The sequence below is a fragment of the Streptomyces sp. NPDC044064 genome (assembly GCF_056434245.1).
In genome coordinates this window covers 90,236-116,761 of the sequence record NZ_JBWKFN010000016.1, presented here as the reverse complement: position 1 = coordinate 116,761, position 26,526 = coordinate 90,236, and the positions used below count along the sequence as shown (strand labels likewise).

The 26,526-nt window shown below is 71.1% G+C and carries 21 protein-coding genes and 3 pseudogenes; 7 read left to right on the top strand and 17 right to left on the bottom strand.

Annotation, left to right across the window (positions count from 1 at the left end; genetic code table 11):
- Positions 1-97: 97 nt before the first annotated feature.
- From AC07DS_RS25640 to AC07DS_RS25630, 3 genes and pseudogenes are all read right to left on the bottom strand, one after another.
- Positions 98-1,639: an aldehyde dehydrogenase family protein gene (locus tag AC07DS_RS25640; protein WP_479148836.1), complete on the bottom strand. Its 1,542-nt coding sequence runs from the start codon at positions 1,637-1,639 to the stop codon at positions 98-100.
- A 236-nt stretch (positions 1,640-1,875) separates the two neighbouring features.
- Positions 1,876-2,064 (bottom strand): annotated as a pseudogene (locus AC07DS_RS25635) (succinate--CoA ligase subunit alpha); the annotation flags it as partial.
- 16 nt (positions 2,065-2,080) lie between these two features.
- Positions 2,081-2,293, bottom strand: a pseudogene (locus AC07DS_RS25630) (ATP-grasp domain-containing protein); the annotation flags it as partial.
- A gap of 193 nt (positions 2,294-2,486) precedes the next feature.
- Here AC07DS_RS25630 and AC07DS_RS25625 point away from each other — a divergent pair.
- The gene (locus tag AC07DS_RS25625) at positions 2,487-3,704 is read left to right on the top strand and encodes a low temperature requirement protein A (protein ID WP_479148834.1); all 1,218 of its coding nucleotides are present in this window, start codon (positions 2,487-2,489) and stop codon (positions 3,702-3,704) included.
- Between the two features lie 41 nt (positions 3,705-3,745).
- Here the strand turns inward: AC07DS_RS25625 and AC07DS_RS25620 are convergent, their stop codons facing one another.
- From AC07DS_RS25620 to AC07DS_RS25610, 3 genes are all read right to left on the bottom strand, one after another.
- Entirely contained in the window at positions 3,746-4,294 is a 549-nt protein-coding gene (locus AC07DS_RS25620) for a GNAT family N-acetyltransferase (protein ID WP_479148832.1), read from the bottom strand.
- A 32-nt stretch (positions 4,295-4,326) separates the two neighbouring features.
- Positions 4,327-5,004, bottom strand: a complete 678-nt coding sequence (locus AC07DS_RS25615) for a GntR family transcriptional regulator (RefSeq protein WP_479148831.1) — start codon at positions 5,002-5,004, stop codon at positions 4,327-4,329.
- Between the two features lie 142 nt (positions 5,005-5,146).
- A complete protein-coding gene (locus AC07DS_RS25610; protein ID WP_145884742.1) occupies positions 5,147-6,094 on the bottom strand; it encodes a beta-ketoacyl-ACP synthase III in 948 nt (315 codons plus the stop codon).
- A gap of 283 nt (positions 6,095-6,377) precedes the next feature.
- Between AC07DS_RS25610 and AC07DS_RS25605 the strand changes: the two are divergent.
- Positions 6,378-6,684 (top strand): annotated as a pseudogene (locus tag AC07DS_RS25605) (4Fe-4S binding protein); the annotation flags it as partial.
- Between the two features lie 7 nt (positions 6,685-6,691).
- The gene (fdhD, locus tag AC07DS_RS25600; RefSeq protein WP_479148828.1) at positions 6,692-7,540 is read left to right on the top strand and encodes a formate dehydrogenase accessory sulfurtransferase FdhD; all 849 of its coding nucleotides are present in this window, start codon (positions 6,692-6,694) and stop codon (positions 7,538-7,540) included.
- A 70-nt stretch (positions 7,541-7,610) separates the two neighbouring features.
- Here fdhD and AC07DS_RS25595 read toward each other — a convergent pair whose 3' ends face one another.
- The 3 genes from AC07DS_RS25595 to AC07DS_RS25585 are packed head-to-tail and all read right to left on the bottom strand — an operon-like array spanning position 7,611 to position 8,986.
- A complete protein-coding gene (locus AC07DS_RS25595; RefSeq protein ID WP_479149001.1) occupies positions 7,611-7,967 on the bottom strand; it encodes a LysR substrate-binding domain-containing protein in 357 nt (118 codons plus the stop codon).
- 34 nt (positions 7,968-8,001) lie between these two features.
- Positions 8,002-8,529: an isochorismatase family protein gene (locus tag AC07DS_RS25590; RefSeq protein ID WP_479148826.1), complete on the bottom strand. Its 528-nt coding sequence runs from the start codon at positions 8,527-8,529 to the stop codon at positions 8,002-8,004.
- Positions 8,530-8,548: 19 nt separating this feature from the next.
- A complete protein-coding gene (locus AC07DS_RS25585; RefSeq protein ID WP_479148824.1) occupies positions 8,549-8,986 on the bottom strand; it encodes a MarR family winged helix-turn-helix transcriptional regulator in 438 nt (145 codons plus the stop codon).
- A gap of 113 nt (positions 8,987-9,099) precedes the next feature.
- Between AC07DS_RS25585 and AC07DS_RS25580 the strand changes: the two genes are divergently transcribed.
- On the top strand, positions 9,100-10,017 hold the full coding sequence (locus tag AC07DS_RS25580; RefSeq protein WP_479148823.1) for a quinone oxidoreductase family protein: 918 nt from the start codon (positions 9,100-9,102) through the stop codon (positions 10,015-10,017).
- 127 nt (positions 10,018-10,144) lie between these two features.
- Positions 10,145-12,019: an exo-alpha-sialidase gene (locus AC07DS_RS25575; RefSeq protein ID WP_479148821.1), complete on the top strand. Its 1,875-nt coding sequence runs from the start codon at positions 10,145-10,147 to the stop codon at positions 12,017-12,019.
- On the opposite strand, the gene AC07DS_RS25570 is transcribed toward AC07DS_RS25575, so the two are convergent.
- A complete protein-coding gene (locus AC07DS_RS25570; protein ID WP_479148999.1) occupies positions 11,960-13,012 on the bottom strand; it encodes a bile acid:sodium symporter family protein in 1,053 nt (350 codons plus the stop codon). The genes AC07DS_RS25575 and AC07DS_RS25570 overlap by 60 nt on opposite strands.
- A 143-nt stretch (positions 13,013-13,155) precedes the next feature.
- Between AC07DS_RS25570 and AC07DS_RS25565 the strand changes: the two genes are divergently transcribed.
- A complete protein-coding gene (locus AC07DS_RS25565) occupies positions 13,156-14,034 on the top strand; it encodes a LysR substrate-binding domain-containing protein (protein ID WP_479148820.1) in 879 nt (292 codons plus the stop codon).
- Positions 14,035-14,401: 367 nt separating this feature from the next.
- On the top strand, positions 14,402-16,228 hold the full coding sequence (locus tag AC07DS_RS25560) for an AMP-dependent synthetase/ligase (protein ID WP_479148816.1): 1,827 nt from the start codon (positions 14,402-14,404) through the stop codon (positions 16,226-16,228).
- A 7-nt stretch (positions 16,229-16,235) separates the two neighbouring features.
- Here the strand turns inward: AC07DS_RS25560 and AC07DS_RS25555 are convergent, their stop codons facing one another.
- Genes AC07DS_RS25555 through pqqA form a run of 7 tightly spaced genes read right to left on the bottom strand, consistent with a single transcriptional unit; the run spans position 16,236 to position 26,437 of the window.
- The gene (locus tag AC07DS_RS25555) at positions 16,236-18,266 is read right to left on the bottom strand and encodes a PQQ-dependent sugar dehydrogenase (protein WP_479148815.1); all 2,031 of its coding nucleotides are present in this window, start codon (positions 18,264-18,266) and stop codon (positions 16,236-16,238) included.
- 11 nt (positions 18,267-18,277) lie between these two features.
- Positions 18,278-22,807, bottom strand: a complete 4,530-nt coding sequence (locus tag AC07DS_RS25550) for a glycosyl hydrolase family 28 protein (protein WP_479148813.1) — start codon at positions 22,805-22,807, stop codon at positions 18,278-18,280.
- Between the two features lie 4 nt (positions 22,808-22,811).
- Entirely contained in the window at positions 22,812-24,002 is a 1,191-nt protein-coding gene (locus AC07DS_RS25545; RefSeq protein WP_479148811.1) for a glycoside hydrolase family 88/105 protein, read from the bottom strand.
- A complete protein-coding gene (pqqE, locus tag AC07DS_RS25540) occupies positions 23,999-25,171 on the bottom strand; it encodes a pyrroloquinoline quinone biosynthesis protein PqqE (protein WP_479148809.1) in 1,173 nt (390 codons plus the stop codon). Before pqqE ends, AC07DS_RS25545 begins: the two co-directional genes overlap by 4 nt.
- On the bottom strand, positions 25,168-25,500 hold the full coding sequence (pqqD, locus tag AC07DS_RS25535) for a pyrroloquinoline quinone biosynthesis peptide chaperone PqqD (protein ID WP_479148808.1): 333 nt from the start codon (positions 25,498-25,500) through the stop codon (positions 25,168-25,170). The genes pqqE and pqqD overlap by 4 nt, the downstream gene beginning before the upstream one ends.
- Positions 25,497-26,273, bottom strand: coding sequence for a pyrroloquinoline-quinone synthase PqqC (gene pqqC, locus AC07DS_RS25530; protein WP_479148806.1), 777 nt, complete (start codon positions 26,271-26,273; stop codon positions 25,497-25,499). Before pqqC ends, pqqD begins: the two co-directional genes overlap by 4 nt.
- A complete protein-coding gene (pqqA, locus tag AC07DS_RS25525; protein WP_479148804.1) occupies positions 26,270-26,437 on the bottom strand; it encodes a pyrroloquinoline quinone precursor peptide PqqA in 168 nt (55 codons plus the stop codon). Before pqqA ends, pqqC begins: the two co-directional genes overlap by 4 nt.
- Between the last annotated feature and the right edge of the window lie 89 nt (positions 26,438-26,526).

Here is a 26,526-nt window from a genome sequence, read left to right as displayed (position 1 = left end):
CCGTGCGGTCAGCGGTGACCGGGGCGCGACTGTGCGCCCCGGCCGACGGGGTGCACGCGGAGTGACCGGGCGTGCGCGGAGCGGCTGGACGTGGTGGTCAGGGCATCAGCTGGTAGTCGGGGAAGTTCCCGGGCAGCCGCTCGCCGGCCGGGCCACGGGTGACGGCGCGCACGAGCAGTTCACCGCCGACGAACGCGCCACGCCAGGAGGCACCGAACCCGCCGAACAGTTCGTCGCGGTCCCCGCGGGAGCGGGGCGTGCCGTGGCCGACCTTGAAGGCACGGATCTGCGGCGCCAGCCTCTCGAACGTGGCCCTGTCGTCGGTGGAGAGCGTCGCGACCAGGGCGCCGTTGGAGGCGTTCATCGCGGCCAGCAACTCCGCCTCCGTGTCGACCAGGACGATGGTGTCGACCGGGCCGAAGGGTTCCGCGTGGTGGAGCGGGGAGGAGCGGGGCGGGTTGAGCAGGGTGACCGGGTGGACGTAGGCCGAGGTGTCCTGGCCGGGCAGGAAGCGGGCGTCGGCCTCCTTGCCGCGGTACAGGGGGACGGCGCCGCGGTCGACGGCCTCGGTGACCTGGTCGCGCAGGTCCTTGGCCTTGGCCGCGTTGATCACCGGGCCGAAGTCCAGTTCCGGGCAGGGGTCGTCGCTTCGCTCCACCGCCAGGGGGTGGCCGACCCTGACCCTGCGGACCGCCGGCAGGTACGCGGAGAGGAACTGGTCGAAGAGGTCGCGCTGGACCACGAAGCGCGGGTAGGCCGTGCAGCGCTGTTTGCCGTAGTCGAAGAGCTTGGGGACGACCGCGGTGAACGCGTCCCAGTCCGAATGGTTCCAGATGCCCCAGGTGTTCAGGCCCTCCTGCTCCAGTACGTGCCGTTTGCCGAGATCGGTGACGGCCGTGGCGACGGCGGCGCCGGTGTCGCGGCCGCCGACGAAGGAGACGCAGCCGATCTCGGGCGCGCGCACCAGCGCTTGCGAGAGTTCGCCCCCGCTGCCGCTGACCAGGGTGATGGGGATTCCCTCACGGGCGGCGAGCGCGCAGGCGAGGGTCAGGCAGGCGACCCCGCCGTCGGTCGGGGTCTTGGCGATGACGGCGTTGCCCGCGAGTGCCTGGACCAGCAGGGCGTGGGCGAGGACGCTCATCGGGTAGTTCCAGCTCGCGATGTTGGACACCGGGCCGTCCAGCGGTGCCCGGCCGGCGATCATCGGCTCGATGCCGTCCACGTACCAGCGCACCCCGTCGATGGCCCGGTCGACGTCCGCCTGGGCGAGCCGCCACGGCTTGCCGATCTCCCAGACGAGCAGCAGTGCGAGGAGTTCACGGTGGTGCGTGAGCGCGTCGAGGGTGGCGGCGACCCGGGCCCGGCGTTCGGCCGGCGGGATGTGCCGCCAGGCGCGGTGCTGGTCGAGCGAGGCCCGCACGGCCTGCCGGGCGGTGGCCCGGTCCAGCCGGGGCGGACCCGCGATGGGGGTGCCGTCGACCGGGCTGATGGCGGGCAGCGCCCGGCCGTCCGCGTGCCAGGCGGCGTTCCAGAGGTTGAGGACGCGGTCGTCCCGGAACGCCTCGGGCGCGGCGGCAAGGCAGCGCTGCCAGGCCTCGGCCCAGGACGTTCCGGCCTTGAGGGTGAGGGTGGGTGCCATTCGCATACTCCGCTCTCGGTGCACGGTCGAGAGGAAAGGGCCGCGGGACCTTCCGGGGACCCGTGGGCCTTCCTTGGAAGGGTGGTGGCGGGGGCAGGAGGTGCGGGGCCGTCCGGCGCACGGCTCGCACCGTCGTACGCCGGACGTCTTGCGCGGGAGCCGCGGCAGTGCCCGAAGAAGCTACCGACGGGCCGGGGATGCCGACAGTCACCGTGCACCGACTATGAGTGAAGTCACCCGGAGACGATGGCGCCCGCGCGGCCCATGGTCCGGCCCTCGGGTGCGGTGAACCCGGCGATGTAGCCGACGACCGGCTTGGTGACGTGGTCGCGGATGTAGGCGGCCGCGCGTTCCTCCGCGTCGCCGCCGATCTCCCCGATGAGGACGACGAGTTCGGTGTCGGGGTCGTCTTGGAAGGCGGCGAGGCCCGTTGGACTGACCGATCTGCCGGGCGGTCGGCTCGGCCGCCGCCGGGTCCGCGGCGAGCTTCGCACCGCCCACCTTGCCCCGGCCGCCGGTCTTCACCTGCGCCTTGACCACGACGCGGCCGCCGAGCCGGTGCGCCGGCTCACGGGCCTCCTCGGGCGAGTCGGTGACCTCCGCCGAAGGCACCGGGGTGCCGTCGACGTACGCCACGAGCAGGTGGCCGCCCACGCCGCCTTCCGCGCGGAGTCGCCGATGCTGCTCATCGGCGGTCAGGTGGCGCTCGCCCAGCACAAGACGGGGTCCCTGCTGTGGTCGGCGCGTGGGGCTGCAACGGGGCGCATGCCGACCAACTCCGCTCCGCCCAGCGTGTGTTCCCCCTCTACGATCTGCTCACCGATCATCGGAGGGGGAACATCGCACCATGGACAGGGACACGGACACCACGCCCGCGCCCAGAGGCACCGAGGAACCAGGACGCCGGGTCACCAGCCTGGAACTCTTCTTCGACCTCGTCTTCGTCTTCACACTGACCCAGCTCACCGTGCTGCTGGCACACGACCTGTCGTTCGCCACGGCCGCCCGTGTCGCGCTGATCCTGGTCGTGCTGTTCTGGATGTACGGCGCCTACGCCTACCTCACCAACCAGGTGCCGCCCGACCGCCCGTCGCGGCGGCTGCTGCTGATGCTGGGCATGGCCGCGTTCCTGATCTGCGCACTGGCGATCCCCCGGGTCTTCGACGACACCGGCGTGGTCTTCGGACTGGGCTTCCTGCTGGTGGTGATCGTGCACACGGCGCTGTACACACGCAGCCACGGCTGGGACTCCATCTGGTACGGCGTACCGAACGCGCTGGCCGCCCTCTCCGTGACGGCCGCGGGCGGCACCGACGGCCTCGCGGCGGACGGTCTCTGGCTGCTGGCGATCGCCCTGCAGTTCGTGACCCCGTTCGTCGCCGAGCACGGACCGGGCCGCAGGGACGGGCGCAGTGCGGCAACGCTCCGGGTGCAGCTGGGCACCCTGGACCCGGCACACTTCGTGGAACGGCACGGGCTGCTGCTGATCATCGCCTTCGGCGAGTCCGTGATCTCCATCGGCGTCGGCATCGGCGATCTGCCGCTCACGCCGGGCCTGTTCGGCGGGGCGTTCCTGGCGCTGGCCCTCGCCGTCGCGCTGTGGTGGACGTACTTCGTACGCGACGAGGAGGGTGCGGAGGCCGTGTTCCGCGCGACACCGGCACCGCAGCGGTGGCGCCTGGCCATGAACGCGTACTACTACGCGTTCCTGCCCATGCTGCTGGGCATCGCCTTCCTCGCGGCCGGCGTGAAGAAGACCCTCGGCCACCTCACCGAACACCCGCACTGGGGCCCGGCGCTGGCCCTGGCGGGCGGTGTGGCCCTGTTCCTGGCCGGCGACGCGGCCTTCCGCGCCACCCTGAAGCTCCGCCCGATCCGCTTCCGCGCCGCCGCGTCCCCACTCGCCCTGCTGACGTCCCTGCCGGCCGCCCTTCTCCCGGCCTACGCCGGACTACTGCTCCTGGTAGGGGTGTTGACGGCGATGCTGGCGGTGGAGGCACGTTGCCGGACGGCGACGGGCGAAGCCGCATCGCCTGCTCCGGATCCGACTCGGATCGCACGGTGAGCCACCCGCGGCCGCCGGCACCGCCTGGAGCTGGACGCCCCCTACCGCCGGTGCGCGGGGCGATGCCCCTGGGCCGCCGTGTCCAGGAAGATCCAGTGGTCGTCCGGCAGGCCGGCGGGCGCCGGTGGGGGTACCGGGCGGGTTTCCTCGTGCCAGGCGGAGCCCACGGCGGCCGTGGCGATGCCACGCCAGAAGCGGGCGGCGCCGCTGTTGGCCTGCTGGAAGGCGATGGCCCATGCTCCCGGGCGGGAGCGCAGGAGCTGGAGAGCGGCCTGCCGGCCGACGCCGCGCCTGCGCAGGGCCCGTACGACGAAGAACGCGGAGATCGAGGTAGAGCCCTCGGGCAGGCGACGGGTCAGGACGAAACCGCCCGGGGCCGTTCCGTACCGGATCAGCAGGGCCTCCCGCTCCGGATCGTCGAAGAACTGCGGCAGGCCGCGGAACCCGAACCTCCCGTCGGCCGCCGGGAGATGGCCGAGGAACTCCGACATGTCGTGACGGTACAGCTGGGTCAACTGCTCGATGACGGGCCGCAGTTCGGCAGTCGCGTGGAGGAGTGTGACGGGCGCGGAGTCCGTGGTCGGTCCCATCCGGGGATTTTCGCACGCGCCGCCGACTGCGCTCAGGACGCATTCTGTTCGTGGTACGAGCGGCGGGTGTGCTCCGTGTGTTCGCGCATCAGGTGGGTGGCGCGCTGTTCGTCGCGGGCGGTGATCGCAGTTATCAGCTCGCGGTGTTCGATCCAGGACTGCTTTCCGCGCTGCCCGGCCACCGGCGTGTAGTACCAGCGGACCCGGCGGTCGACCTGGCCGGCCAGTTCGGCGAGGACGGTGTTGCCCGCCAGTTCCATCACCTTGGTGTGGAAGGCCGAGTTGAGGGCGACCGCGCGGTCCACGTCCTCGGCCGCGACCGCCTTCTCACCCTCGGCGCACAGCTCCTGCAGTGCTTCGATGCCCGCCTTGTCGGCGTTCTGGGCGGCCAGTCGGGCCGCCTCCGCCTCCAGGAGGGCGCGGACCGTCAGGAGTTGGTCGGCCTCGTTCCGGGTGGGCTCGTGGACGAACGCGCCCTGTGCGGGACGCAGGTCGACCCAGCCCTCGGTGTTGAGCCGCTGCAGCGCCTCGCGGACCGGCTGACGGGAGACACCCAGGTGTCCGGCGAGCTCGCTCTCCACGAGGTGCCGGCCGGGCCGCAGGGCGCGGGTGGTGATCAGCTCCAGCAGTGCCTCGTAGACACGGTCGCGCAACGGGCCGGGCCGTTCCAGCTTGGGTACGGCTCCCTGCGGCAGTCCGGTCGGCAACATCGCGGTCCCCTCCAGGCTGTTTGCAGTACACGATGGACTGCCCACCATGAATTGTCTTTCGTCTACAGTCCGCGGTGCACAAAAGCCAGGAGGAGTGGGAGTCGAGCGGGTCACACCGCCCCGTGCGCCCCAGCGGACGGCGTCACGGGCACCGTACGACCTGCCCCGCGTACGACAGGTTGCCGCCGAAGCCGAACAGCAGCGCCGGGTCGCCGCTGCGGACGGCACCCTGCTCGAGCAGCTTGGACAGGGCGAGCGGGATGCTGGCGGCGGACGTGTTACCCGATTCGGTGACGTCGCGCGCGATCACCGCGTTGACGGCGCCGAGCTTCTCCGCGAGCGGCTCGATGATGCGCAGATTGGCCTGGTGCAGCACGACCGCCGCGAGGTCGGCGGGTGCGACACCGGCCTTCTCGCAGGCGCGCCGGGCGATGGGCGGCAGCTGGGTGGTGGCCCAGCGGTAGACGCTCTGCCCCTCCTGCGCGAACCGCGGCGGCGTGCCCTCGATGCGCACCGCGTTGCCCATCTCCGGCACCGATCCCCACAGCACCGGCCCGATCCCCGCCTCCTGACCCGGTGCGCACGCCTCGACCACGGCCGCCCCGGCCCCGTCGCCGACCAGGACGCAGGTGGTGCGGTCGCTCCAGTCCGTGATCTCGGACATCTTGTCGGCGCCGATCACCAGCGCCCGGGTCGCGGCGCCCGCTCGTACCGTGTGGTCGGCGGTGGCCAGCGCGTGGGTGAAGCCGGCGCAGACGACATTGACGTCCATCGCGGCCGGCTGCGGGATACCGAGCCGGGCGGCCACCCGGGCGGCGGTGTTCGGGGAACGGTCGATCGCGGTGGACGTGGCCACCAGCACCAGGTCGATGTCCTGGGCCGTGAGCCCCGCAGCGGCCAGGGCCTTGGCGGCGGCGTGCGCGGCGAGTTCGTCGACCGGTTCGTCCGGGCCCGCGATGTGCCGGGTCCGGATGCCCACACGGCTGCGGATCCACTCGTCACTGGTGTCGACCATGCTCGCCAGGTCCTCGTTGGTGAGTACCTTCGCGGGCTGGTAGTGGCCGATGGCGGCGATGCGCGAGCCGTGCATGTCGGGGATTCCCCTCGTTGCCGTGGGTAGCGGGATCCACCAGTCTGATCAGTGACTCACGAGTACGACGGCAGGTGAAGCCACAGGAATCGGGCGCCCGAGTTGTCGGCTTCCCTCAGACACTCGGACACCCGAGCACTCTCCCCGTGAACGGCTGTGTCACCTTCTGGACCAGCTCGTACACCCCGTGCGCGAACCGGCGGTGCTGCTGGGCGGGGCGGCCGGCGGCTTCGCACGGCCCGGCGAGCTGGGCGTCCCGCTCACCTTCGCCGAGTGGATCAAGGAGTACGAGGCGCCGCCGACCGAGTCGGCCTGTGTGTACTGCGGGGAGCTGCATCGAGGTGTGCCCGACGGGGGCGCTGTCGTTCAAGTCGGAGTTCGACCTGCGGGCGGCGGGTACCTGGGACGAGTCGAAGCAGTCGCAGACGACCACGGTGTGCGCGTACTGCGGAGTGGGCTGCAACCTCACGCTCCATGTGCAGGACAATGAGATCGGGAAGGCCACCTCACCGCACGACAACCCGGTGACCCACGGCAATCTCTGCATCAAGGGCCGTTTCGGCTACCAGCACGTACAGAACCGGGGCTGATCAGAACATGGGACGAGTCACGGAACGACGCAAGGTCCTCCGCATCCGGGACGGCGCGGTCTCGACCCGGCCGGACACTCTCGTCGCCGAGGAACCCCTGGAGATCCGGCTGAACGGGAAGCCGCTCGCGATCACCATGCGGACCCCGGGCGACGACTTCGCGCTGGCGGCCGGGTTCCTGGTGAGCGAGGGGGTGCTGGCCGCCGCGTCCGACCTGCAGAACATCGTCTACTGCGCCGGCGCGACCGTGGACGGCTCGAACACCTACAACGTGGTCGACGTGCGGACCGCCCCGGACGTCGCCCTGCCCGACTTCACCCTGGAACGGAACGTCTACACCTCGTCCTCGTGCGGGCTGTGCGGCAAGGCCAGCCTGGACGCCGTGCGCACGACCGCGCGCTGGCCGATCGCCGACACTCCCCCGGTCCGGGTCACCCCCGAGCTGCTGGCGAGCCTGCCCGACCGGCTGCGGGCGGCCCAGCGGGTGTTCGACCGGACCGGGGGGCTGCACGCGGCCGCCCTGTTCACCGAGGACGGCGAGCTGCTGGACATACGGGAGGACGTGGGCCGGCACAACGCGGTCGACAAGCTGGTCGGGCGGGCGCTGCAGAACGACGGTCTGCCCCTGTCGCGGACGGTCCTGCTGGTCTCGGGCCGGGCCTCGTTCGAGCTGGCGCAGAAGGCGGTGATGGCGGGGATCCCGGTGCTGGCGGCGGTGTCGGCACCCTCGTCGCTGGCGGTGGACCTGGCCGCCGAGACGGGTCTGACCCTCGTGGGTTTCCTGCGGGGCACCTCGATGAACGTGTACGCGGGCGAGGACCGCGTCGCCCTGCGGGCCGCGGCCGCCCAGGGCTGACCGGTTCCCGCGGCACGGCGGCGGGGCCCCGGACGGCGGGGAGCGCCCCCTGCGCCGCAGGGGCCCCGCCTCAGCCGGCCGCCTCCGCGTGCGCCTGGGCGGCGGTGACGACGCCGGCGATCAGCGGTGAGCGTCGGCGCGCCTCCCAGGCCAGCAGCACCTCGTCGGGCTCCGCGTCCGAGACCGGCACGTAGGTGATGTCCGGACGGGAGTACTGCAGGGCGACGGACTCCGGTACGAGCGTGATGCCGGCTCCGCTCGCCACGCACTCGAACTTCTCCTCGATCGTGCGGATCGGCACGTCGTCGGGGCCCGGGTGGGCGTAGCTGAGCCTCGGCTCGTCCGCCAGGTCGGCGAGGAACAGCTCCTGCTTGTCGGCGAGCCGGTGGTCGGCGGGCAGCATCGCCACGCGTGCCTCGCCGTACAGCGGCAGGACGGGGGCGGGCTGCTGGTGTGAGGGATCAGCGGGGCGTGAGGCGCACCTGGGCGGCGGTCACGACCGTGCCGAGCCTCGGGAAGTCGAGCCTGACCGAGGCGTCGTGCTCGGCGGTGGTGAACGCGGCCATGGCGTCCTCGACGAAGACGAGGTCGTAGCCGAGGTCGGCGGCGGCGCGGGCGGTGGACTCGACGCCGAGGTTGGTGGCGATGCCGCCGAACAGCAAGGTGCGGATGCCGCGTTCACGCAGCCGCTCGTCCAGGTCCGTGCCCTGGAAGCCGCCGATGGTGCGTTTGACGATCTCCAGGTCGCCGTCCCTGGACAGCCCGGCCGCCAGCCCGCTGCCGGGCGGCTGTTCGGCGACGGCGGGGCGTTCGACCCGGATCAGCACGACGAGTGCGCCTGCGGCACGGAAGGCGGCCGCCAACTCCTCGGCGGTGGCGAGCACTTCGGTGCCCTTGCGGGGTTCCAGGGGCAGCGCGACGATGCGGTCCATCAGGTCGACGAGGACGAGGGCGGTGCGCTGCGGATCGAGCACGGGAGCTGCGGTCATGACGGAACGTTAGCCGCCATCAGCCGTCCGTGCCGGAAATCCGGATCAACAGGCCCATGAACTGATCGCGTTCTGCCGTCGACAGCGGGGCGAGCAGTTCGTCGTTGGCCTCGCGGGCGGCCTCCTCGCAGCGGGTGAGCAGGCGGGTGCCGTCGTCGGTGAGGGACACGGCGTTCTTGCGCCGGTCCTTGGGGTCGGGGGCGCGTACGACGAGGCCGGCGGACTGCAGGTCGTTGAGGACGCCGACCAGGTCCTTGGGATCGAGGCCCACACTGCGGCCGAGGTCGGCCTGGGCGACGGGGGCGAGGTCGCGGACGGCGGAGAGCACCACGTGGTGCCACATCTTCATGCCCTCGGCCGCGAGGGCGTCGGCGACCAGGGAGCGGCCGCGGGCGGCGGCCCGGCCGAGGAGCCAGCTGGGCAGGGCGCGGATCGCGGGGAGGGGGGCTTCGGCCATACGTGCACCCTACCGAAGAATCATTGGACTTCCCAACGATCCCTCGCTATCGTTGGGCCTTCCAATGAATTCATGGGTGTTCCCAACGACCACCCCGGCTCCTGGAGGTTGCGATGCGTCGCGTCCGGTACGAGTCCACCGGCAGCCCTCTGTTCCTGGAGGAGGCACCCGTCCCCGAGCCCGGCCCCGGGGAACTGCTGGTGCGCTGCGAGGCGGTCGGCGTCACCCTGCCCATCGTCCGCAAGGTCACCGAGGCCGCCGAACCGGTCCCGCTGGGCGGCGAGATCGCCGGTGAGGTGACCGCGGTGGGCGAGGGCGTGACCCGCTTCCGCCCCGGCGACCGGGTCACCGGGCTGTGCTTCGGCCACGGGTACGCCGACTTCGCCCTGCTGCACGAGGCCATGGCCTCCGCCATACCCGACGGCGCCACCTGCGTCGACGCGGTCGCGCTGGTGCGCAGCGGACTGGTGGCGCTCGGCGCACTGGAATCGGCGCGCCCGGTACGGGGGGAGGCGGTACTGGTCACGGCCGCGGCGAGCGGGGTCGGGCATCTCGCGGTGCAACTGGCACGGGCACGGGGTGCGGGCCGGGTGGTGGGCGCCGTGTCCGACCCGGCCAAGGCGGACTTCGTCCGCGCGCTGGGCGCGGACGACTGCGTCCGGTACGGCGACGACAGCTGGGGCGAGCCTGTCGGCTGCGTGCTCGACGCGGTCGGCGGTGATCTGCTCACCCCCGCCCTCGCCGCACTCGCCCCGCACGGCCGGCTGGTCGCCTACAGCTCGGGCGGCGGCACGATCCAGGCCTACGACCTGCTGGTCGGCGCCAAGTCGGTGATCGGCTTCCAGATGGCGCTGATCGCCCGCGGCCGGCCGGAGCTGTACGAGCAGTGGCGGCAGGAGCTGTGGCAGCTGTTCACCGGCGGCACCGTGAAGCCCGCCGTGCACGGCGAGTTCGCCCTGGAGGACGCGGCGAAGGCGCACCAGGTGATCGAATCGCGGAGCAACCTCGGCAAGGTGGTGCTGCGGCCGTGAGTCCACTGAAGTAGCTGCACGCTTCTTGTGAGGCACCCGAGGCCCCAACTACCGTCTGATACGCGCATGTTGGACGTCGGATGTCCGGATGTCCAGATGTCTCGACGCATGAAGGGCAGGTCGCGCCATGCCGTCAGGAATCCGCACCCGTCTGAGAAACTGCCTGGCCGCCGCCCTCACGGCGGCCGCGCTGCTGGTGCTGCCGCACCCGGCACACGCCCAACCCGCTGCAGATCCGCCCGAGTTCGAGCAGCAGGTCCTCTTCAAGGCGGCGCAGGACCCCGGCTACGCCTGCTTCCGGATACCGGCGATCGTGCGGACGACCGACGGCACGCTGCTGGCGTTCGCCGAGGGCCGGGTCCTCAACTGCGGGGACGCGGCCGACATCGACCTGGTGGTCAAGCGCTCCACCGACGGCGGCCGCACCTGGGGCCCGCTGCAGGTGGTCAACGAGGGCGCGGGCGACACCCACGGCAACCCGGCGCCGATCGTGGACCGCGACACCGGCCGCATCTGGCTCGCGGAGACGTACAACACCGGCCGCAAGGACAGCGCCAGCTGCTCGGTGCCCTGTGACCGCAGCCCGCATCTGCAGTACAGCGACGACGACGGGAAGACCTGGTCCGAGCCGCGTGATCTGAGCCCCGAGATCCTGCCCGCCGACTGGAACTCCTGGTACGCGACCGGCCCCGTGCACGGCATCCAGCTCACCCGCGGCCGCTATGCCGGCCGGCTGGTCTTCGGCGTCAACACCGAGACGTGGGACGGCAGCCGGGTCAGCGCCAACCACGCCGCGCTCATCGTCAGCGACGACCACGGCGGCCACTGGCGGATCGGCGCCACCGACACCTGGCCGATCGCCGCCGACGGCACCTTCCGGCAGAAGCCCTCCGAGCTCACCCTCGCCGAACGCACGGACGGCTCGGTCCTGGTCAGCGGCCGGGAGCAGGACGGCACCGACCTCGGCCACCGCACCCAGGCCGTCAGCCGGGACGGCGGCGGCAGCTTCGCCGCGCCCTTCCGCGACCTCCCGGACCTCTACACCCCGCAGGTGCAGGGCTCGATGCTGCGCGTCGGCGACCGCATCCTGCTGGCCTGCCCCGCCGACCCCGACCGGCGCCGCACGATGACGGTCCGCTCCTCCTACGACGGCGGCCGCACCTGGGACAGTGTGGACCGCGGCACGGTCGTCACCACGGACTGGTCCGGATACTCCGACCTGGTGCGCGTCGACCACGACACGCTGGGCCTGCTGTACGAGGGCGGGGCGGTCGACGCGCGCGACGAGATCCGCTTCGCCCGCTTCACCGAGGACTGGCTCGCCCCGCGCCGCGGCCCCGACCCGCACACCGCCGATCTCGCCCCACGCGCCCGCCCGGCCGCGGTGCTCGGCGACGCCGAGGAGACCGACGGCGTGTTCGACGGCGCGCTGGAGTTCGACGGCACCGACGACGCCGTACGCCTGCCGTACCGCTCCGGGCTTCCACTCGGCTCCGGCGACTTCACCGCGTCCCTGTGGTTCCGGTACACGGCCACGACCGGCGAGCAGCCGCTGCTCTGGATGGGTGGCATCGGCACCACCCAGCCGCAGGTCTGGGTGCGCGGCGAGCCCGCCAACCACCGTGTGCAGGGGCTGATCACCGTACGCAACGGTGCGGCGGCTCCGCAGACCGCCTTCGTACGCACGGACACCGCGTACAACGACGGTCAGTGGCACCACGCCGTCCTCAGGCGCGGCGGAGGCCGGCTGTCACTGTCCGTCGACGGCACGCAGTCCGCCGTGGCCGACGTGCCGGGTTCGGTCAGCCGCAACTCGCCGTTCGGCGTGCACATCGGTCAGCGCATGGACAGCCGGGCCTTCTTCGCCGGAGCGATCGACGAGGTCCACGTCTGGAACCGTGCCCTGACCGACGAGGAGCTGTCCGACCCGAAGGTGCTGCGGTCACCGAAGGACACGGTCCTGTGGCTGCCCCTCGACCGCGTGAGCGGAGGAGACTCCTGACTCCTGGGACCCCTGGGCGGGATCCTCCAGATCGTGGGAGCGCCGCTTGGCGATGACCGCGCACACCATCAGCTGCATCTGGTGGAAGAGCATCAGCGGCAGCACGGCCAGGGAGGCGTGGGCGCCGAACAGGACGCTCGCCATCGGCAGCCCGGCGGCGAGGGACTTCTTCGATCCGGCGAACTGGATGGCGATCCGGTCCTCCCGGCCGAAGCCGAGCGCCCGGCCGCCGTACCAGGTCAGGACCAGCATGACGGCCAGCAGGGCGGCTTCGACGCCGAGCAGCGCGGCCAGCCGGACGGGGCTGACCTGGTGCCAGATGCCCCGGGTCATGCCCTCGCTGAACGCGGTGTAGACGACCAGCAGGATCGAGCCGCGGTCGACCAGACCGAGGCTCTTCTTGTGCCGGGCGACGAACCCCCCGATCCAGGGGCGCATCACCTGCCCGGCGAGGAACGGCACCAGCAGCTGGAGCACGATCTTCACCACGGAGTCCGCGGAGAACCCGCCGCCGTCGTTGCCCAGCAGCCCGGCCGCCAGCAGCGGGGTGACGAGGATGCCGACCAGCGAGGAGAACGAGCCCGCGCAGATGGCGGCAGGCACGTTTCCGCGGGCGATCGAGGTGAACGCGATCGACGACTGGATCGTGGACGGCACCAGGGTGAGGAAGAGCAGCCCCTGGTACAGCGGCTGGGTCAGCACCACCGGCACCAGTCCGCGTGCGGCCACACCGAGCACCGGGAAGATGACAAAGGTGCAGGCCAGGACGGTGACGTGGAGCCGCCAGTGGCGCAGGCCGTCCAGCGCCTCACGGGTGGAGAGCCGGGCGCCGTAGAGGAAGAACAGGAAGGCGATCGCGGCCGTGGACGCCCCGGAGGCCACGTCGGCGCCGGTGCCCCGGGCCGGGAGGAGCGCGGCGAGGCCCACCGTGCCGAGCAGCAGCACGATGTACGGGTCGATCGGCATCCAGCTCGGCCAGCGCAGGCGTTTCACGGTGCTCCACTTGCAGGTCGTCACGTACGTGCAGGAGCCCGGAGGGCCCCTCTCCATCGTCCTCTCCCGGGCACCGATCGGGAATCCCGCATACCACTCTGACTGCCATCGTCATCTGTGATAATCGGCGCTACGCTTCCCACGTGTACGACCCCACCCAGCTGCGCACGTTCCTGGCGGTGGCGCAGACGCTCAGCTTCACGCAGGCCGCCCGGCGGCTCGGGCTGCGCCAGTCCACGGTCAGCCAGCACGTGCGCCGGCTGGAGGAGGCCACCGGCCGCCAGCTGTTCTCCCGGGACACCCACTCCGTGGATCTGACCGAGGACGGCGAGGCGATGCTGGGCTTCGCCCGCCGGCTGCTGGAGGTGCACGAGCAGGCCGCGGCCTTCTTCACCGGCACCCGGGTGCGGGGCCGGCTGCGCTTCGGCGCCTCGGAGGACTTCGTCCTCACCCGGCTGCCGGAGATCCTGGAGGGCTTCCGCCACGACCACCCGGAGGTCGACCTGGAGCTGACGGTGGAGCTGTCCGGCACCCTGCACGAACGGCTGGCGGCGGGGAAGCTCGACCTGGTGCTGGCCAAGCGGCGCCCACAGGATCCGCGCGGCGAGCTGGTGTGGCGCGACGACCTGGTGTGGATCGGCTCCGAACACGTCCGTCTGGAGCCCGACCGGCCGGTTCCGCTGATCGTGTATCCGCCGCCCGGCCTCACCCGCGCCCGCGCCCTGGAGGCGCTGGAGGAACAGGGGCGCGACTGGCGGATCGCGTGCACCAGCGGCAGTCTCAACGGCCTGATCGCCGCCGCCCGCGCGGGGCTCGGCGTCATGGCCCACTCCCGGCGGCTGATCCCGCCGGGGCTGTTCCGCGTACCGGACCGTTCGGGCCTGCCGGAGCTGGGCAAGGTGGACTTCGTCCTGGTGCACGGCCGGCGGCGGGGCGCGGCCGACGCCGCGGCGGACGCGCTGGCGGCGGCGGTCCTGGCGGGCGGGGACCGGCTGCACCGGGGCCGGACCGGCGGGCGCTGACACGTCGGCCGCCCGGCCCGGTGCGCTGATCCTGGCCCTGGTCAGGACACCCGCGGCACAGCAGACCGGAGTGACGGAATCCGCCTCCGGGACGCTGAAGCAGAAGACGACGGTGCCCCGCACCCGAGTCCTCCGGCGGCGGCGATGGGCCGTAACCGGGTCGTACAGATTCGGTGGAGATTACGGCGCCGAAACTTACTGAACCGTAAGTATTCTGTCCGACCCTTCCGTATGTGAGCGTATTTTCCGGGCACCGACCGTGGCGTTGGTGAGCATTGGTCGATTTCGCACCCCCTCCCGCCTCGACTGTGGGTGGGGTAGCTTTCACGGCGCTGTGCGGAGCGTCATAGACACGGGGAGCGAGGGTTTGCGCGAGTTCACCACCCCTCCGTTGGCGTCGGCGCCGCCGGTGGGCGGCCTGGCCGATGCCGTCTTCGAGCATGCCCGGACCGACCCCCTGCACATCGCGCTGGGCCGCAAGGACGAGTCGGGCCAGTGGCGGGACGTGACCTCCGCCGAGTTCCGCGACGAGGTCCTCGCCCTGGCCAAGGGGCTTCTCGCCCGTGGAGTCCGGTTCGGCGACCGGGTCGCGATCATGTCCCGCACCCGCTACGAGTGGACCCTGTTCGATTTCGCGCTGTGGACGATCGGCGCCCAGGTGGTCCCGGTCTACCCGACGTCCTCGGCCGAGCAGTGCTTCTGGATGCTGTACGACGCCGAGGTGTCGGCGGCGGTCGTGGAGCACGAGGACCAGGCGATGACCATCGCCACGGTCATCGACCGGCTCCCGCAGCTGCGCGACCTGTGGCAGCTGGACGCGGGCTGTGTACAGGAGCTGTACGACGCCGGCGCGCATCTGGACGACGAGGTGGTGCACCGGCACCGGCAGGCGGTCACCCCGGACTCCGTCGCCACGATCATCTACACCTCGGGCACCACCGGTCGCCCCAAGGGCTGTGTCCTGTCGCACGGGAACTTCATGTACGAAGCGGACACGATGATCGAGCGGTGGCAGCCGGTCTTCCACACCAAGAAGGACAACGAGGCGTCCACGCTGCTGTTCCTGCCGCTGGCGCACGTCTTCGGCCGGATGGTGGAGGTCGCGGCGTTCCGCGGACGGGTCCGCTTCGGGCACCAGCCGCAGCTGCACGCGGCCGCGCTGCTGCCGGACCTGGCCGCGTTCCGGCCGACGTTCATCCTCGCGGTGCCGTACATCTTCGAGAAGGTGTTCAACGCGGCCCGGCGCAAGGCGGAGAAGGACGGCAAGTCGGGTCCGTTCGAGAAGGCGGTCGAGATCGCCGTCAAGTACGCGGATGCCGTCGAGGCCAAGGCCTGGGGCACCGGTCCGGGGCCCTCGGCGGCCCTCAGGATGCAGCACCAGCTCTTCGACAAGCTCGTGTACGCGAAGGTCCGGGCGGCGATGGGCGGGCGGATCCGCAACGCGATGTCCGGCGGCTCGGCGATGGACCGCCGGCTGGGGCTGTTCTTCGCGGGCGCGGGTGTGCAGATCTACGAGGGTTACGGGCTGACCGAGTCGACGGCGGCGGCCACCGCGAACCCGCCCGAGCGCACCCGCTACGGCACCGTCGGTCAGGCCATCCCGGGCGTCACCGTGCACATCGCGGACGACGGGGAGATCTGGCTGCACGGCGGCAACATCTTCCAGGGCTACCTCAACAACCAGAAGGCCAGCGACGAGACCCTGCACGACGGCTGGCTCGCCACCGGCGACCTCGGCTCACTCGACGAGGACGGCTATCTGACCATCACCGGCCGCAAGAAGGAGATCCTGGTGACCTCCGGCGGCAAGAGCGTCTCCCCCGGTGTCCTGGAGGAGCGGGTCCGCGACCATCCGCTGGTCAACCAGTGCATCGTCGTCGGCAACGACCGCCCCTACATCGCCGCCCTGGTCACGCTCGACCAGGAGGCCGTGGAGCACTGGCTGCAGATGCGCAACAAGCCGAAGCTGACGCCCGCCCAGCTGGTGCGGGACGCGGACCTGGAGACGGAGGTGCGACGGGCGGTGGTCGCCGCCAACACCCTCGTCTCGCAGGCCGAGTCCATCCGTACCTTCCGCATACTGGCGCAGCCGTTCACCGAGGAACACGGCCTGCTGACACCGTCGCTGAAGCTGAAGCGGAAGGCGATCGAGAAGGCGTACGAGAGCGAGGTCGAGGCCCTCTACCGGGCCTGACCCCAGGTCAGCTGATCGTCACCTTGAAGATCTTGTCGGATCCGTCCGCCGCTCCCCCGTTGTTGTCGCAGTTGGTGGTGGACAGCCACAGCTGGTCGGCGCCGGGCACCTTGGTGACGGTGCGCAGCCGGCCGTAGGTCCCGACGTAGTAGGCGGTCGGGGTGCCGACCTTCTCGGTGTCCCCGCTGATCGGGATGCGCCACAGCCGTTCACCGCGCAGGGACGCCATGTAGACGACGTTGCGGACGATGGCGATGCCGCTGGGCGAGGCCTCGGAGACGTTCCAGGTGGCCTTGGGGTTGGTCATTCCGGCGACGGAGCAGTTGCCTTCGCAGGTCGGCCAGCCGTAGTTGGCGCCGGGCTTGATGAGGTTCAGCTCGTCCTTGGAGCTGTTGCCGAACTCGGCCTCCCACAGGCGCCCGTTGCGGTCGAAGGCGAGGCCCTGCGGATTGCGGTGGCCCAGGGAGTAGACGTAGTTGCCGAAGGGGTTGCCGGGGGCCGGCCTGCCGTCGGTCGTCATGCGCAGGATCTTGCCGTTGAGGGAGTTCTTGTCCTGTGCGAGGTCGGGCGTCTGGGCCTCGCCGGTGGAGACGTACAGATAGCCGTCGGGGCCGAAGGCGAGGCGGCCGCCGTTGTGGTAGCGGTTCTTCTTGATGCCCTGGAGCAGCACCTTGTAGTCGGTGAGCGTGGTGCCGTCGTAGGTCATGCGGACGACGCGGTTGCCTTCGGACGCGGTGTGCATGAAGTAGACGTAGTGGTCGGTGTCCCACCTGGGATCGACGGCGACCCCGAGCAGCCCGCCCTCGCCGTTGGTGGTGACGGCGTTCGGGACGGTGCCCACCTGGGTCCTGGTGCCGTCCTTGGTGACCTTCCAGACCCGGAAGTCGTCCCGCTCGGTGACCAGCGCGGTCTTGCCGTCGGGCATCCAGTAGGTGCCCCACGGGATCGTCCAGCCCGTCGACAGCGTGGCGACCGAGGAGGGGACACCGCCGTCGGTGGCGCAGGCCTTGGTGGTGAAAGTGACGGTGTTGCTCGGCTGCGAGACGTTCCCGGCCGCGTCGCGGGCGACGACGTTCAGGGAGTACGGGCTGTTGCAGGCGAGACCGGTGAGGGTGGTCGACGTACCGCCGGTGACGGTCTTGTAGACGGTGGTGTCGCTGCGGACGTCGTAGGCGGTGACGGCACGGTCGTCCGTCGACGCGCCCCAGCTGAGGTCGGCCGTGTTCGCAGTGATGCCGGCCGCGGACAGGGTGCCGGGCGTGGTCGGCGGTGTGCCGTCGGAGCTGGGCTTCGTCGTGCAGTCGACCACGGGGCTGGCCGGGGAGGTGTTGCCGGCCGCGTCCCGGGCGATGACGGTCAGGTTGTAGGTGGTGTCGGGGGTGAGCCCGGTCAGTGCCTTGCTGGTCGCGCTCCCGGGCGCCTCGCTGATCTTGTTGCCGTGCTCGTAGATGTCGTACGCCGCCACGCCGACGTTGTCGGTGGACGCGCCCCAGCCGAGGGTGAGGCCGCTCTCGCCGATGTCGGAGCAGCCTGGCCGGCCGGGGCGGGTCGGGGCCTGGGTGTCGGTCGCCGCGCCGACGCCGATGCGGTCCAGGTTGGGACCGCCGTCGGCGGAGGTGGCGGTCGCGCGGATCGTGTTGGACCCGGCCGTGAGCGGCACGTCGACGGTTCTGGTGGCCCAGGTGTTCCAGTCGGCGGTGGCCGGGAAGGAGACCGCGGGCGCGGCGACCGTGCCGCCGACGGAGATGTCCATCGGGCGGTCGGCGGAGGTGCCGTTGGCGTAGCGGAGGGTGACCGCCGCGGTGCCCGAAGCGGCCGCGTTCACCGTGAACTCCACGTAGGAGCCCTTGACGTTGGTGTAGTCGACGAAGCCGGTGCCCGAGTAGCCGGTGTGGTTGGTGGCCACGGTGCCCTGGGAGATCCGGGCGTCCTCGGCCTGGTAGTCGGTGGCCGCGAGGGCGGTGCCCTGGCTCAGGCCGGCCAGGGGCAGTGCGAGGGCCGCGGCCAGGCCGTACGGCAGAACTCTTCTGAGACTCATGGGTGTTCCCCTCAGCCTGTATAGGTGGAGTCGGCCGGCGTCACCCGGATCAGCCGGGTCTCGCCCGGGCGCAGGGTCGCGCTGTAGGAGTCGGCGAACACACCCTTGTGGGAGCCGGACCAGAGGTCGGTGACGTCGCCGGGGCCGGTGAAGCCGACCTGGGACCAGTTCACAGCGACCGTGGCGTTGCCGGAAGTTCCGGTGTTGAACAGCGCCACCACATGGTCACCGTTGTTCTCGCGTTTGCTCCACACCTGTTTGACACCGCTGTTCACCAGGCGTTTCGCGGCCACGCCGTCCTGGTCGACGCCGATCAGCCGGTCATTGGTGAGCATCGCCTTGTCGACGGGGTCGAGGTGGGTGAGGTCGGTGCCGAGCAGCAGGGGCGCGCCCGCCATCGCCCACAGGGTGAAGTGCGAGCGCCGCTGGTCGGCGGTGAGCCCCACCTGGTCGCCGTTGCCGATCTCCAGGGAGTCCAGGTCGTTCCAGCCGCCGGGTCCGGCGTACGGCTGCCAGTCGGCGGCCGAGGTGAAGCGGGCGGAGACGTGGGACCAGTCGGTGAGCGGATAGCCGCTGCCGTGGGAACCGGGTCCGCAGTAGCACTCCACGTCGCCCTGGGTGCGCCAGCTGTTGGCCAGCTGCCGCCACGTGGATGCGTTCGCGATCGGCAGGTTGTTGGAGAGGGCGAAGGTGATGGGCCGCCCGGTCGCGCGCAGCGCCTTGTCCCAGGCCCGGACGTCGGGGATGTCCTGGCTGCCCACGCCGTCGATCTTCAGGTAGTCGACTCCCCAGGACGCGAACTGCTTCGCCCACGAGTTCACGAACTCCTGTGCGCCCGGCTTGGAGTGGTCGATGTAGTACATGTTCTTGCAGTTGTAGTTCTTCTCCGTTTTCGAGGTGTCCGCGATGTCCTTCGCGTGGTACGGCGTGCCCTCGATCGGGGTGTTCCTGGTGACGGCGTTCTTCGCGATGCCGGGAGTGACGTAGAAGCCGAACTTCAGGCCCTTGGAGTGGATGTGGTCGGCGAGCGCCTTGATCCCGCCGGGGAACTTGTCGCTGTCGACGGCCCAGCGGCCGTAGGAGTCGACGACGAAGCCGTCGGAGTCGCACTTCTGCCAGAAGTCGTCGAGGTTGACGTACACGAACCCGTGGTTCTTCAGGCCGCTCGACGCGAGCGCGTCGGCCTGGGCTCTGATCTTCGCCTCGGTCGGCAGGCGGCGCACGAAGCTCCAGCTGCTCCAGCCCATGGCGGGGCGGAGGGACTGGCCGTTGTCCGACTTGGTGCTGAAGGCCGACGGTGTCGCGTACGAGGTGCCGATCCACGCCTCGTCGATCCGCAGCCGCTTGTAGCGGGTCGAGTCGGAGAAGGCCGCCCAGGTGGTGTCGACCTCCAGGCGGACGTAGCGGGCGTCGGCCGCGGTGAGGTCAATGCCCTGTATTCCGCGGCGACTTGGCAGCCGACCGGTCCTGACCGGGCTCCCCCAGGTCGAGCCGTCGTCGCTGAGGTACACCTTGTAGTCCTTGATCCGTGCCGACTGCTCGGTGTCCGAGCGTGCGTAGGCGACGGAGTCCTCGCGCTGGTTGAGTCCGATGTACTGGACCTTCCTGGCCGAGCCGAGGTCGAAGGTGAGGCTGACGGGCAGGGTCTTGCCGTTGTCCCAGTAGGTGAGGTGGTCTCCGTCGGCCGCGGCGGCGCCGGTGTGACCGCTCGCCGAGGCGCTCGCGGTCACCCTGACGCCGGTGAGGATGCCCTGACGGCCGGCGCAGGTGACCTTGAAGACGGTGTCGTACGGGTCCCAGTCACCGAGCCCGGTCAGCGTCAGCACACCGCCGGACTGTGACCAGGAAACCGGCTTGCCCGTACGGAGGTTGGTGACGGACGCGATGCGGTAACCGTTGTCACGGATGCGCAGCGTGCTGGTGCTGGGCGGGGTGAGGACGTGGATGTACTGGCGGTTCGGGTCCGTCCTGCCGATCGTGGTCACGCCGTGGGCGCCGTCGTTCCAGAAGCCCGGCTTGAGGCCGCCGTACATGTAGCCGCCGCCCTCCGTGCCGTGCAGGGACTCCCAGATGGGGTCGAGGTAGCTGCTCGCGAAGTTGTTGAAGGCGGCCTGGTTGGCCGGGAACTTGCCGTTGACCTGGGCGGTCTCGGCCATCAGGGCCTTGACCGAGGAGCCGGCGTTGGTGACGAGTCGGCCGAGGGTGAGCCCACGGTCGACCGACGGGTCGGAGCCGTCGTACCACCAGGCACCGGTCGACGGCAGCTTGAAGTCGGCCTCGGTCAACCGGGGTTGGGCCGTGTAGACGGCCTGTGGGTAGTCGTAGGCGGGCGTCATCCCCGTCTTCTGCTCATTGCTGATCATGTCCATGATCGGCGTGTCTTCGTTGTTGTTGCTGAGCGTGTAGTTCGGGCGCTTCTGGTAGATCTGCGCGTAGAGGTTGTGGCTCTCCCAGTACGCGTTGTCGTTGTCGATCCAGAAGCCTCCGAGGTCGGGATAGCGGTCCATGACCTCGAAGAAGTTGTCGTAGCTGAACTGCCCGAATCCGTCGCGGGTGGTCAGGTCGACGTTCTTGCCCTTGTAGGCGGAGTAGGCGGCCGAGTCGAGCCACTCGTGGCCGCCCTCCGCGTGCCACTGGGGATCGTCGGTCATGTAGAGGATGACCTTCATGCCCTTGGCCTTGGCGGCCGTGATCAGCTCACCGAGGAAGTCCCGCTCGGTCGAGCAGGAACCGGGGATCTTCGACGGCCAGGGGCGGGCGTAACCCAGCCGGCTGTGGAACGTGGCCAGGACGAGGTACTGCGTGTGCAGTTTGCGGGCTTCGTTCACCCAGTAGTCCGGGGTCCAGCCGCCGCTGGTGACGTCGTTCTCCCAGGCGCCGCAGCTGGTGTGGGCGGGGGCGGTGCGCAGACCCCAGTGCAGGAAGAGGCCGCCGACCGAGGCCCGGAGGAAGTCCTGGCGGGGGTTCTCCACATCGAGGGGCCTGGCCGCCGTACCGCCGCAGTTCTCGGTGGACCCGGTAGACGAGATGCGCAGGGTGCCGCCGGAGGTGGTGCGGCTGTCCGTCAGGCAGTAGCCGGTGACGTTCTGGAAGCCGGCGTCGTACGGGGAACCGGTACCGCGCTGGGCGGTGAGGCGCGTGAAGCGTATGTCGCTCGCCGCATCGGCGATGACCGCGGGACGGCCGTCGTCGGCGGCGAACTTCACGGAGCTGTCGGTGAACCGCACATGGTCGGCGTTGTGCAGGTACCAGCCGTAGGCCGGCCGGGTGCCGATGCTCTTGGGGTTGTAGTCGTCCGGGTCGTTGCCCGGCACCGCGGTGGACATGGTGCCGTGGCCGCCGGGCACGGTGATGTCGACGTGGTTGAAGGTGATGCCGCTGATCCGGTGGCCGGTCTCGCCCCACAGGGTCGGGCTGAAGGAGGGGCTGTTGCCGGTGGCCGTGATGTCGTCGTACGTCACGTCGCTGATCGAGCCGACACCCGGGCTGTTGCCGCAGCGCTTGCGGGTGCCGATCTTCTGCATGATCGGCGAGTGGACGTTCCGCATGGTGATGTCGCGGTAGTGGACGTCGGAGATTCTCGCGCCGTCCATGGACACCATGCCGAGGCCGGACTTGTCGGCGCCGTCGATACGGATCTTCTCGAACCGGTAGTCCGAGAAGTCGCCGCAGGTCTCGGAGCCGAACATCAGGGCGTTGCAGCACCGCGCGGAGAGGTACGAACCGCTCACCCGGACGTGGCCGTTGGGGAGCTTGGCGCCGAGGGCGTAGTCGCTCTTGAAGACGAGCGCGTCGTCGTTGGCCCTGATGTTCGCGCCGGTGACCGTGACGTCGGTCGTGGAGATGATGTTCCAGCCGTCGCGGTCGCCCGCGGTGTCGATGGTCAGGTGGTCCGACGTCACGTTCTTGCACCCGTTGACGAGGGCGGCGAAGTGGCCGCCCCGGCGCAGGGTGAGGCCGTCACCGATCCGCAGTCCGTCGCAGCGGGTCAGCGAGAGGATCTTGTCGGCCTCGCCCGGCTTCGGGTTGCCGGTGATCAGGTTGCCGGCGCCGTCGATGACCCCGCCGCCGACGAAGCCGATGTTGGTGAGCCGGTCGCCGTAGATCATCGCGTTGTGGAAGTGGCTGTGCCCGTAGTCCTGGTACCTGTCGTAGGGGTTGGACTCGGGCGGATCGTAGGTGTCCGCCGAGGAGCCCTGGATCGTGGCGCCCGTGTCGACCTGGAGCGTCACGTTGCTCTTCATGTGGATGGTGTTCTTGGACCTGTAGGTGCCGGCCGGGAAGCGGACCGTGCCGCCGCCGGCCGAACTCGCGGCGTTGACGGCTTTGTTGACGGCGGGGGTGTCGTTGCTGGAACCGTCGCCCTTGGCGCCGTAGTCGCGCACGTCGAAGACGGCGGCGGCGCGGGGCGCGGGCTCGGGGGCCGCGAGGGCGGCGGGGTGGGTGAGGCCGAGGACGACGGCGACGACGAACAGGACGATCGCGGCCGCACCTCTGCCGCCCGGCGCGGCGCCGAGCACCGCTCTCCTGAAGGTGCTCATGACTCTATTCACCTCGCAGTTGCTCGTTCATGATCAGGAAGGCGCCCAGGCCGTGGAAGTCGTTGACGGCCCGGGTACGGGCGGCGTAGTACGCGTAGTCGCCGACGTTGGTGCCGACGGAGATGTCGGCGAGGCTGGTGCGGCCGTCGGCGCCGACCGAGATCTTCGCCAGCACGCCCTCGTAGCCGCGCCGGGCGACAGCCGCGTAGCGGGGGTCGAGATACCCCTGCTGGACACCGCGCGAGAGGGCGTAGGTGAACATGCTGGAGCAGGACGTCTCGGTCCAGTCGTCGCTCCTGCTCCCCTTGTCCATGACCTGGAACCAGCGGCCGCTCGCCGGGTCCTGGTACCGCTCCAGGCCTGCCGCCAGCCGCCGGAGGATGCCGAGGAGCTGGGGCCGCCGGGAGTGGTTCGCCGGGATCGCGTCGAGGACACCGACGATCGCCATCGCGTACCAGCCGACCGCGCGGCACCAGTGCTCAGGGGCGAGCCCGGTCCGCGGGTCGGCCCAGCTCGCGATCCTCGACTCGTCGTACGCGTGCTTCAACAGGCCGTTGCCGGCCTGGAGATGGCCGCCGTAGACGGCGAGCTGCCTGGCTGCCTCGTCGTTCGTGTACGCGCTGTCGCCGAACTCCCGGCCGTACTCGACGAGGAACGGGGTCACCATGTAGACGCCGTCCGCCCAGAGCTGGTGGGCGCGGCTGCTGTTGTCCGCGTGCCAGAAACCGCCGTCGCCGGTGCGCGGGTAGGTGGCGAGGCGGTCGCGGATCTTCTTCGCCGCCTTGCGGTAGCGGTCCTGGCCGGTCTCGTGGTGCAGGATCACCAGGAGGCGGCCGGCCTGCATGCTGTCCAGGTTGTCGAAGGACTGGCCGATGGAGCCGTCGCTCTTCACGAAGCGGTCGACGTAGCTCTTGATGTAGGTGAGGTAGCGCGCTTCGTGGGTGCGCCGGTAGGTGAGGTACTGGCCGTACAGGTACAGGCCGACCGGGTACGACCAGCCGCCGATACCGGTCGGCGTGTAGCGGGCCATGGTGGAGTCGACCACGGCCGTGGACCAGTCGGGGGCGGCGGCCGGCCGGGGCAGGGCGGGAGCCGGGGCGGCGGCGGCCGGGGGCACGGCCGCGGGGAGCGCGGCCAGGCCGGCGGCGGCGAGCGCGAGTGCCGTCAGGGCCGCGCGCAGGCGTCGGCGTCTCATGTTCCTTCCTCTCCCTGAACTTCTCGCTGGACTTCTCGCTGGACTTCTCGCAGGGCTTCTCGCAGGGCTTCTCGCTGAACGTGTCGCCGGTCTTCTCGCGGGGCTTCGCGGTAGGCGTACGCGAGCCGCCTGGGCGCGCGCACGAGATCGCGTACGAGGGAGTGGTCCGGGGCGTGCCTGCAGGCCGGGTCGGTGCGGGCGGGGTCGCCGGTGAGGGCGTGGGCCTGGCAGCGGCAGCCGCCGTGGTCGGTGGTGCGCAGGGCGCAGTCGCGGCAGGGCTCGGGCATCCAGGACTCGCCCCGGAAGGCGTTGAAGGCCTTCGACTCCCGCCAGATCCGGTCCAGTCGGTGCTCCAGGACGTTCGGCGGGTCCAGACCCGGCAGGCTGATCGCGGCCGGGCAGGGCAGAACCGTGCCGTCGGGGGCGACGGTCAGCGAGATGCGCCCCCAGCCGCCCATGCACGGTTTCGGGGTGGCATCCAGCAGATCGGGCGCCACCCAGACCAACTCCGGTGTGCCGTCCAGCCGTTCGCGCCAACGGGTGACGGTCGAGCGGGCCCGTTCGACCTGGCCGGGGGTGGGGAGCAGAGCGGCCCGGTTGCGCAGCGCCCAGCCGTGGTACTGGGTGTGGGCCAGTTCGAGCCGGTCCGCGCCCCAGTCCACGGCGAGCCGGATCAGCCCGTCCAGGGCGTCGAGGTTGCCGCGGTGCAGGACGGCGTTGATGCCGAGCGGCAGTCCCGCCTCGCGGACCAGCCGGGCCGCGCGCTCCTTCACCGCGAACGCCTTTACGCCCGCGATGCGTTCGGCGGCGCCCGGGTCCGCGTGCTGCACGGACAGCTGCACACTGCGCAGCCCGGACTCGACCAGCCCGGCCAGTCGCCGCTCGCCCAGGCCCACTCCGCTGGTGACGAGCTGGGTGTACAGGCCCGCCGCGTCCGCGGCCGCCACCAGCTCGGGCAGGTCTCGGCGCAGCAGCGGCTCGCCGCCGGACAGATGGGTGTGGACGACCCCGAGGTCACCCGCCTGCCGGAACACCCCGGCCCACTGCTCCGTGGTCAACTCCACTGACCGACCGACCAGTTCGACGGGGTTGGAACAATATCCGCAGCGCAGCGGGCAGGCGTGGGTGAGTTCGGCGAGCAGGGCCCAGGGCGGAGCGACGGCCGTCATGTCAGCCAGCCCTCCTTGCGCAACCCGGCCAGGAAGTCCGGGACTTCGACGGCGACGGGTGCGCCCGGGTACTCGGCGGACAGTTCGGCGACGATGCCGGCCACGGTCCGGCTGCCGTCGCAGCGCCCGAGGACGGCGCCCGCGCGGCCGTGCAGGACGACCACCCGTTCCGGCACCAGCAACAGATCCGTGTCCCGCACCGGGTCGTACCGCAGCAGGACGCCCCGGGCGAGGGCGGGGCGCCAGGCGGCCGTGTTCCGGCGGGTCGCGGGAAGCGGCTGGACGGCCGCGGGAGGCGACCGGCGCGCCGCGGGACGCGAGGAGTTCACGAGGTGCCCCCGTCCACCGCGTCCAGCAGCGCCCACAGCACCTCGCACTTGAAGGTGAGCGCGGCCACCGCCCGTTCCTGCTCCGCACGGGTGCGGGCGGTGGCGAGGACCAGGGCGAGGGCCTCCTCCCCGTCGCGGGCGCCCTGGGTGACACGGGTGCGGAAGTAGGCGAGACCGGCCGGGTCGATCCACGGATAGTGACGTTCGAAGGCGGCGATGCGGGTGCGCATCAGGTCCGGCGCGGACAGCTCGGTCAGGGAGGCGGCGACGGCGTCCAGCGTGGGGCGCAGCCGGCAGAAGGTGACGTAGGCCTCGACCGCGAACCGCACGCCGGCCGGCACCCGGGAGGCGTCCCACAGCTCCTCGCGGGAGAGGCCGGCCGCCTCGCCGAGCCGCAGCCAGCGTTCGATGCCTCCCTCGCTCCCCGGGCCGCCGTCCCCCGTGCCGTCGTGGTCGCGGATGCGGCGCAGCCAGCGGCGGCGCTGCTCGGGCCGGTCGAGCCCGGCCAGGATCAGGGCGTCCTTGACGGGGATGTGCCGCTGGTAGTGGAAGCGTGCGGCGATCCAGCGGCGCAGTTCGGCGGGGGTCAGTTCGCCGCGGTGCATCCGCAGGTTGAAGGGGTGCCGGTCGTGGTAGCGGGCCGCGGTGACGGCCCGCAGCCGCTCGGTGAACTCGGCGGCCGGCCAGAGAGCACCGGAGGGCGGGGCGGTGCCGGGGACGTCGGTACGGGGGACGGCCGGGGCGTCCCGGAGGGGCGGAACGGTCGTACTCATGAGGCTTGCGGCAGCTCGGGGGCGCGGCGGTCGGCGAGCGCGTAGGCGGTCACTTCGAGCGCGGTTTCCACAATCCGGTAGCCCGGGCTCCGCCAGACCCTGTCATCCGATGTCTCCGGGTCCTGGGGGGCCGTACGGGGGGTCGTGGGCAGGGTTTTGTTCATGTGCGCGTACCCGCTTTCCTGAGGGTGGGGGATCTCAGAGGGCAGACAGCGGCCATGGTCAGAGGGCCGTTCACATGCTTGCACCGGGT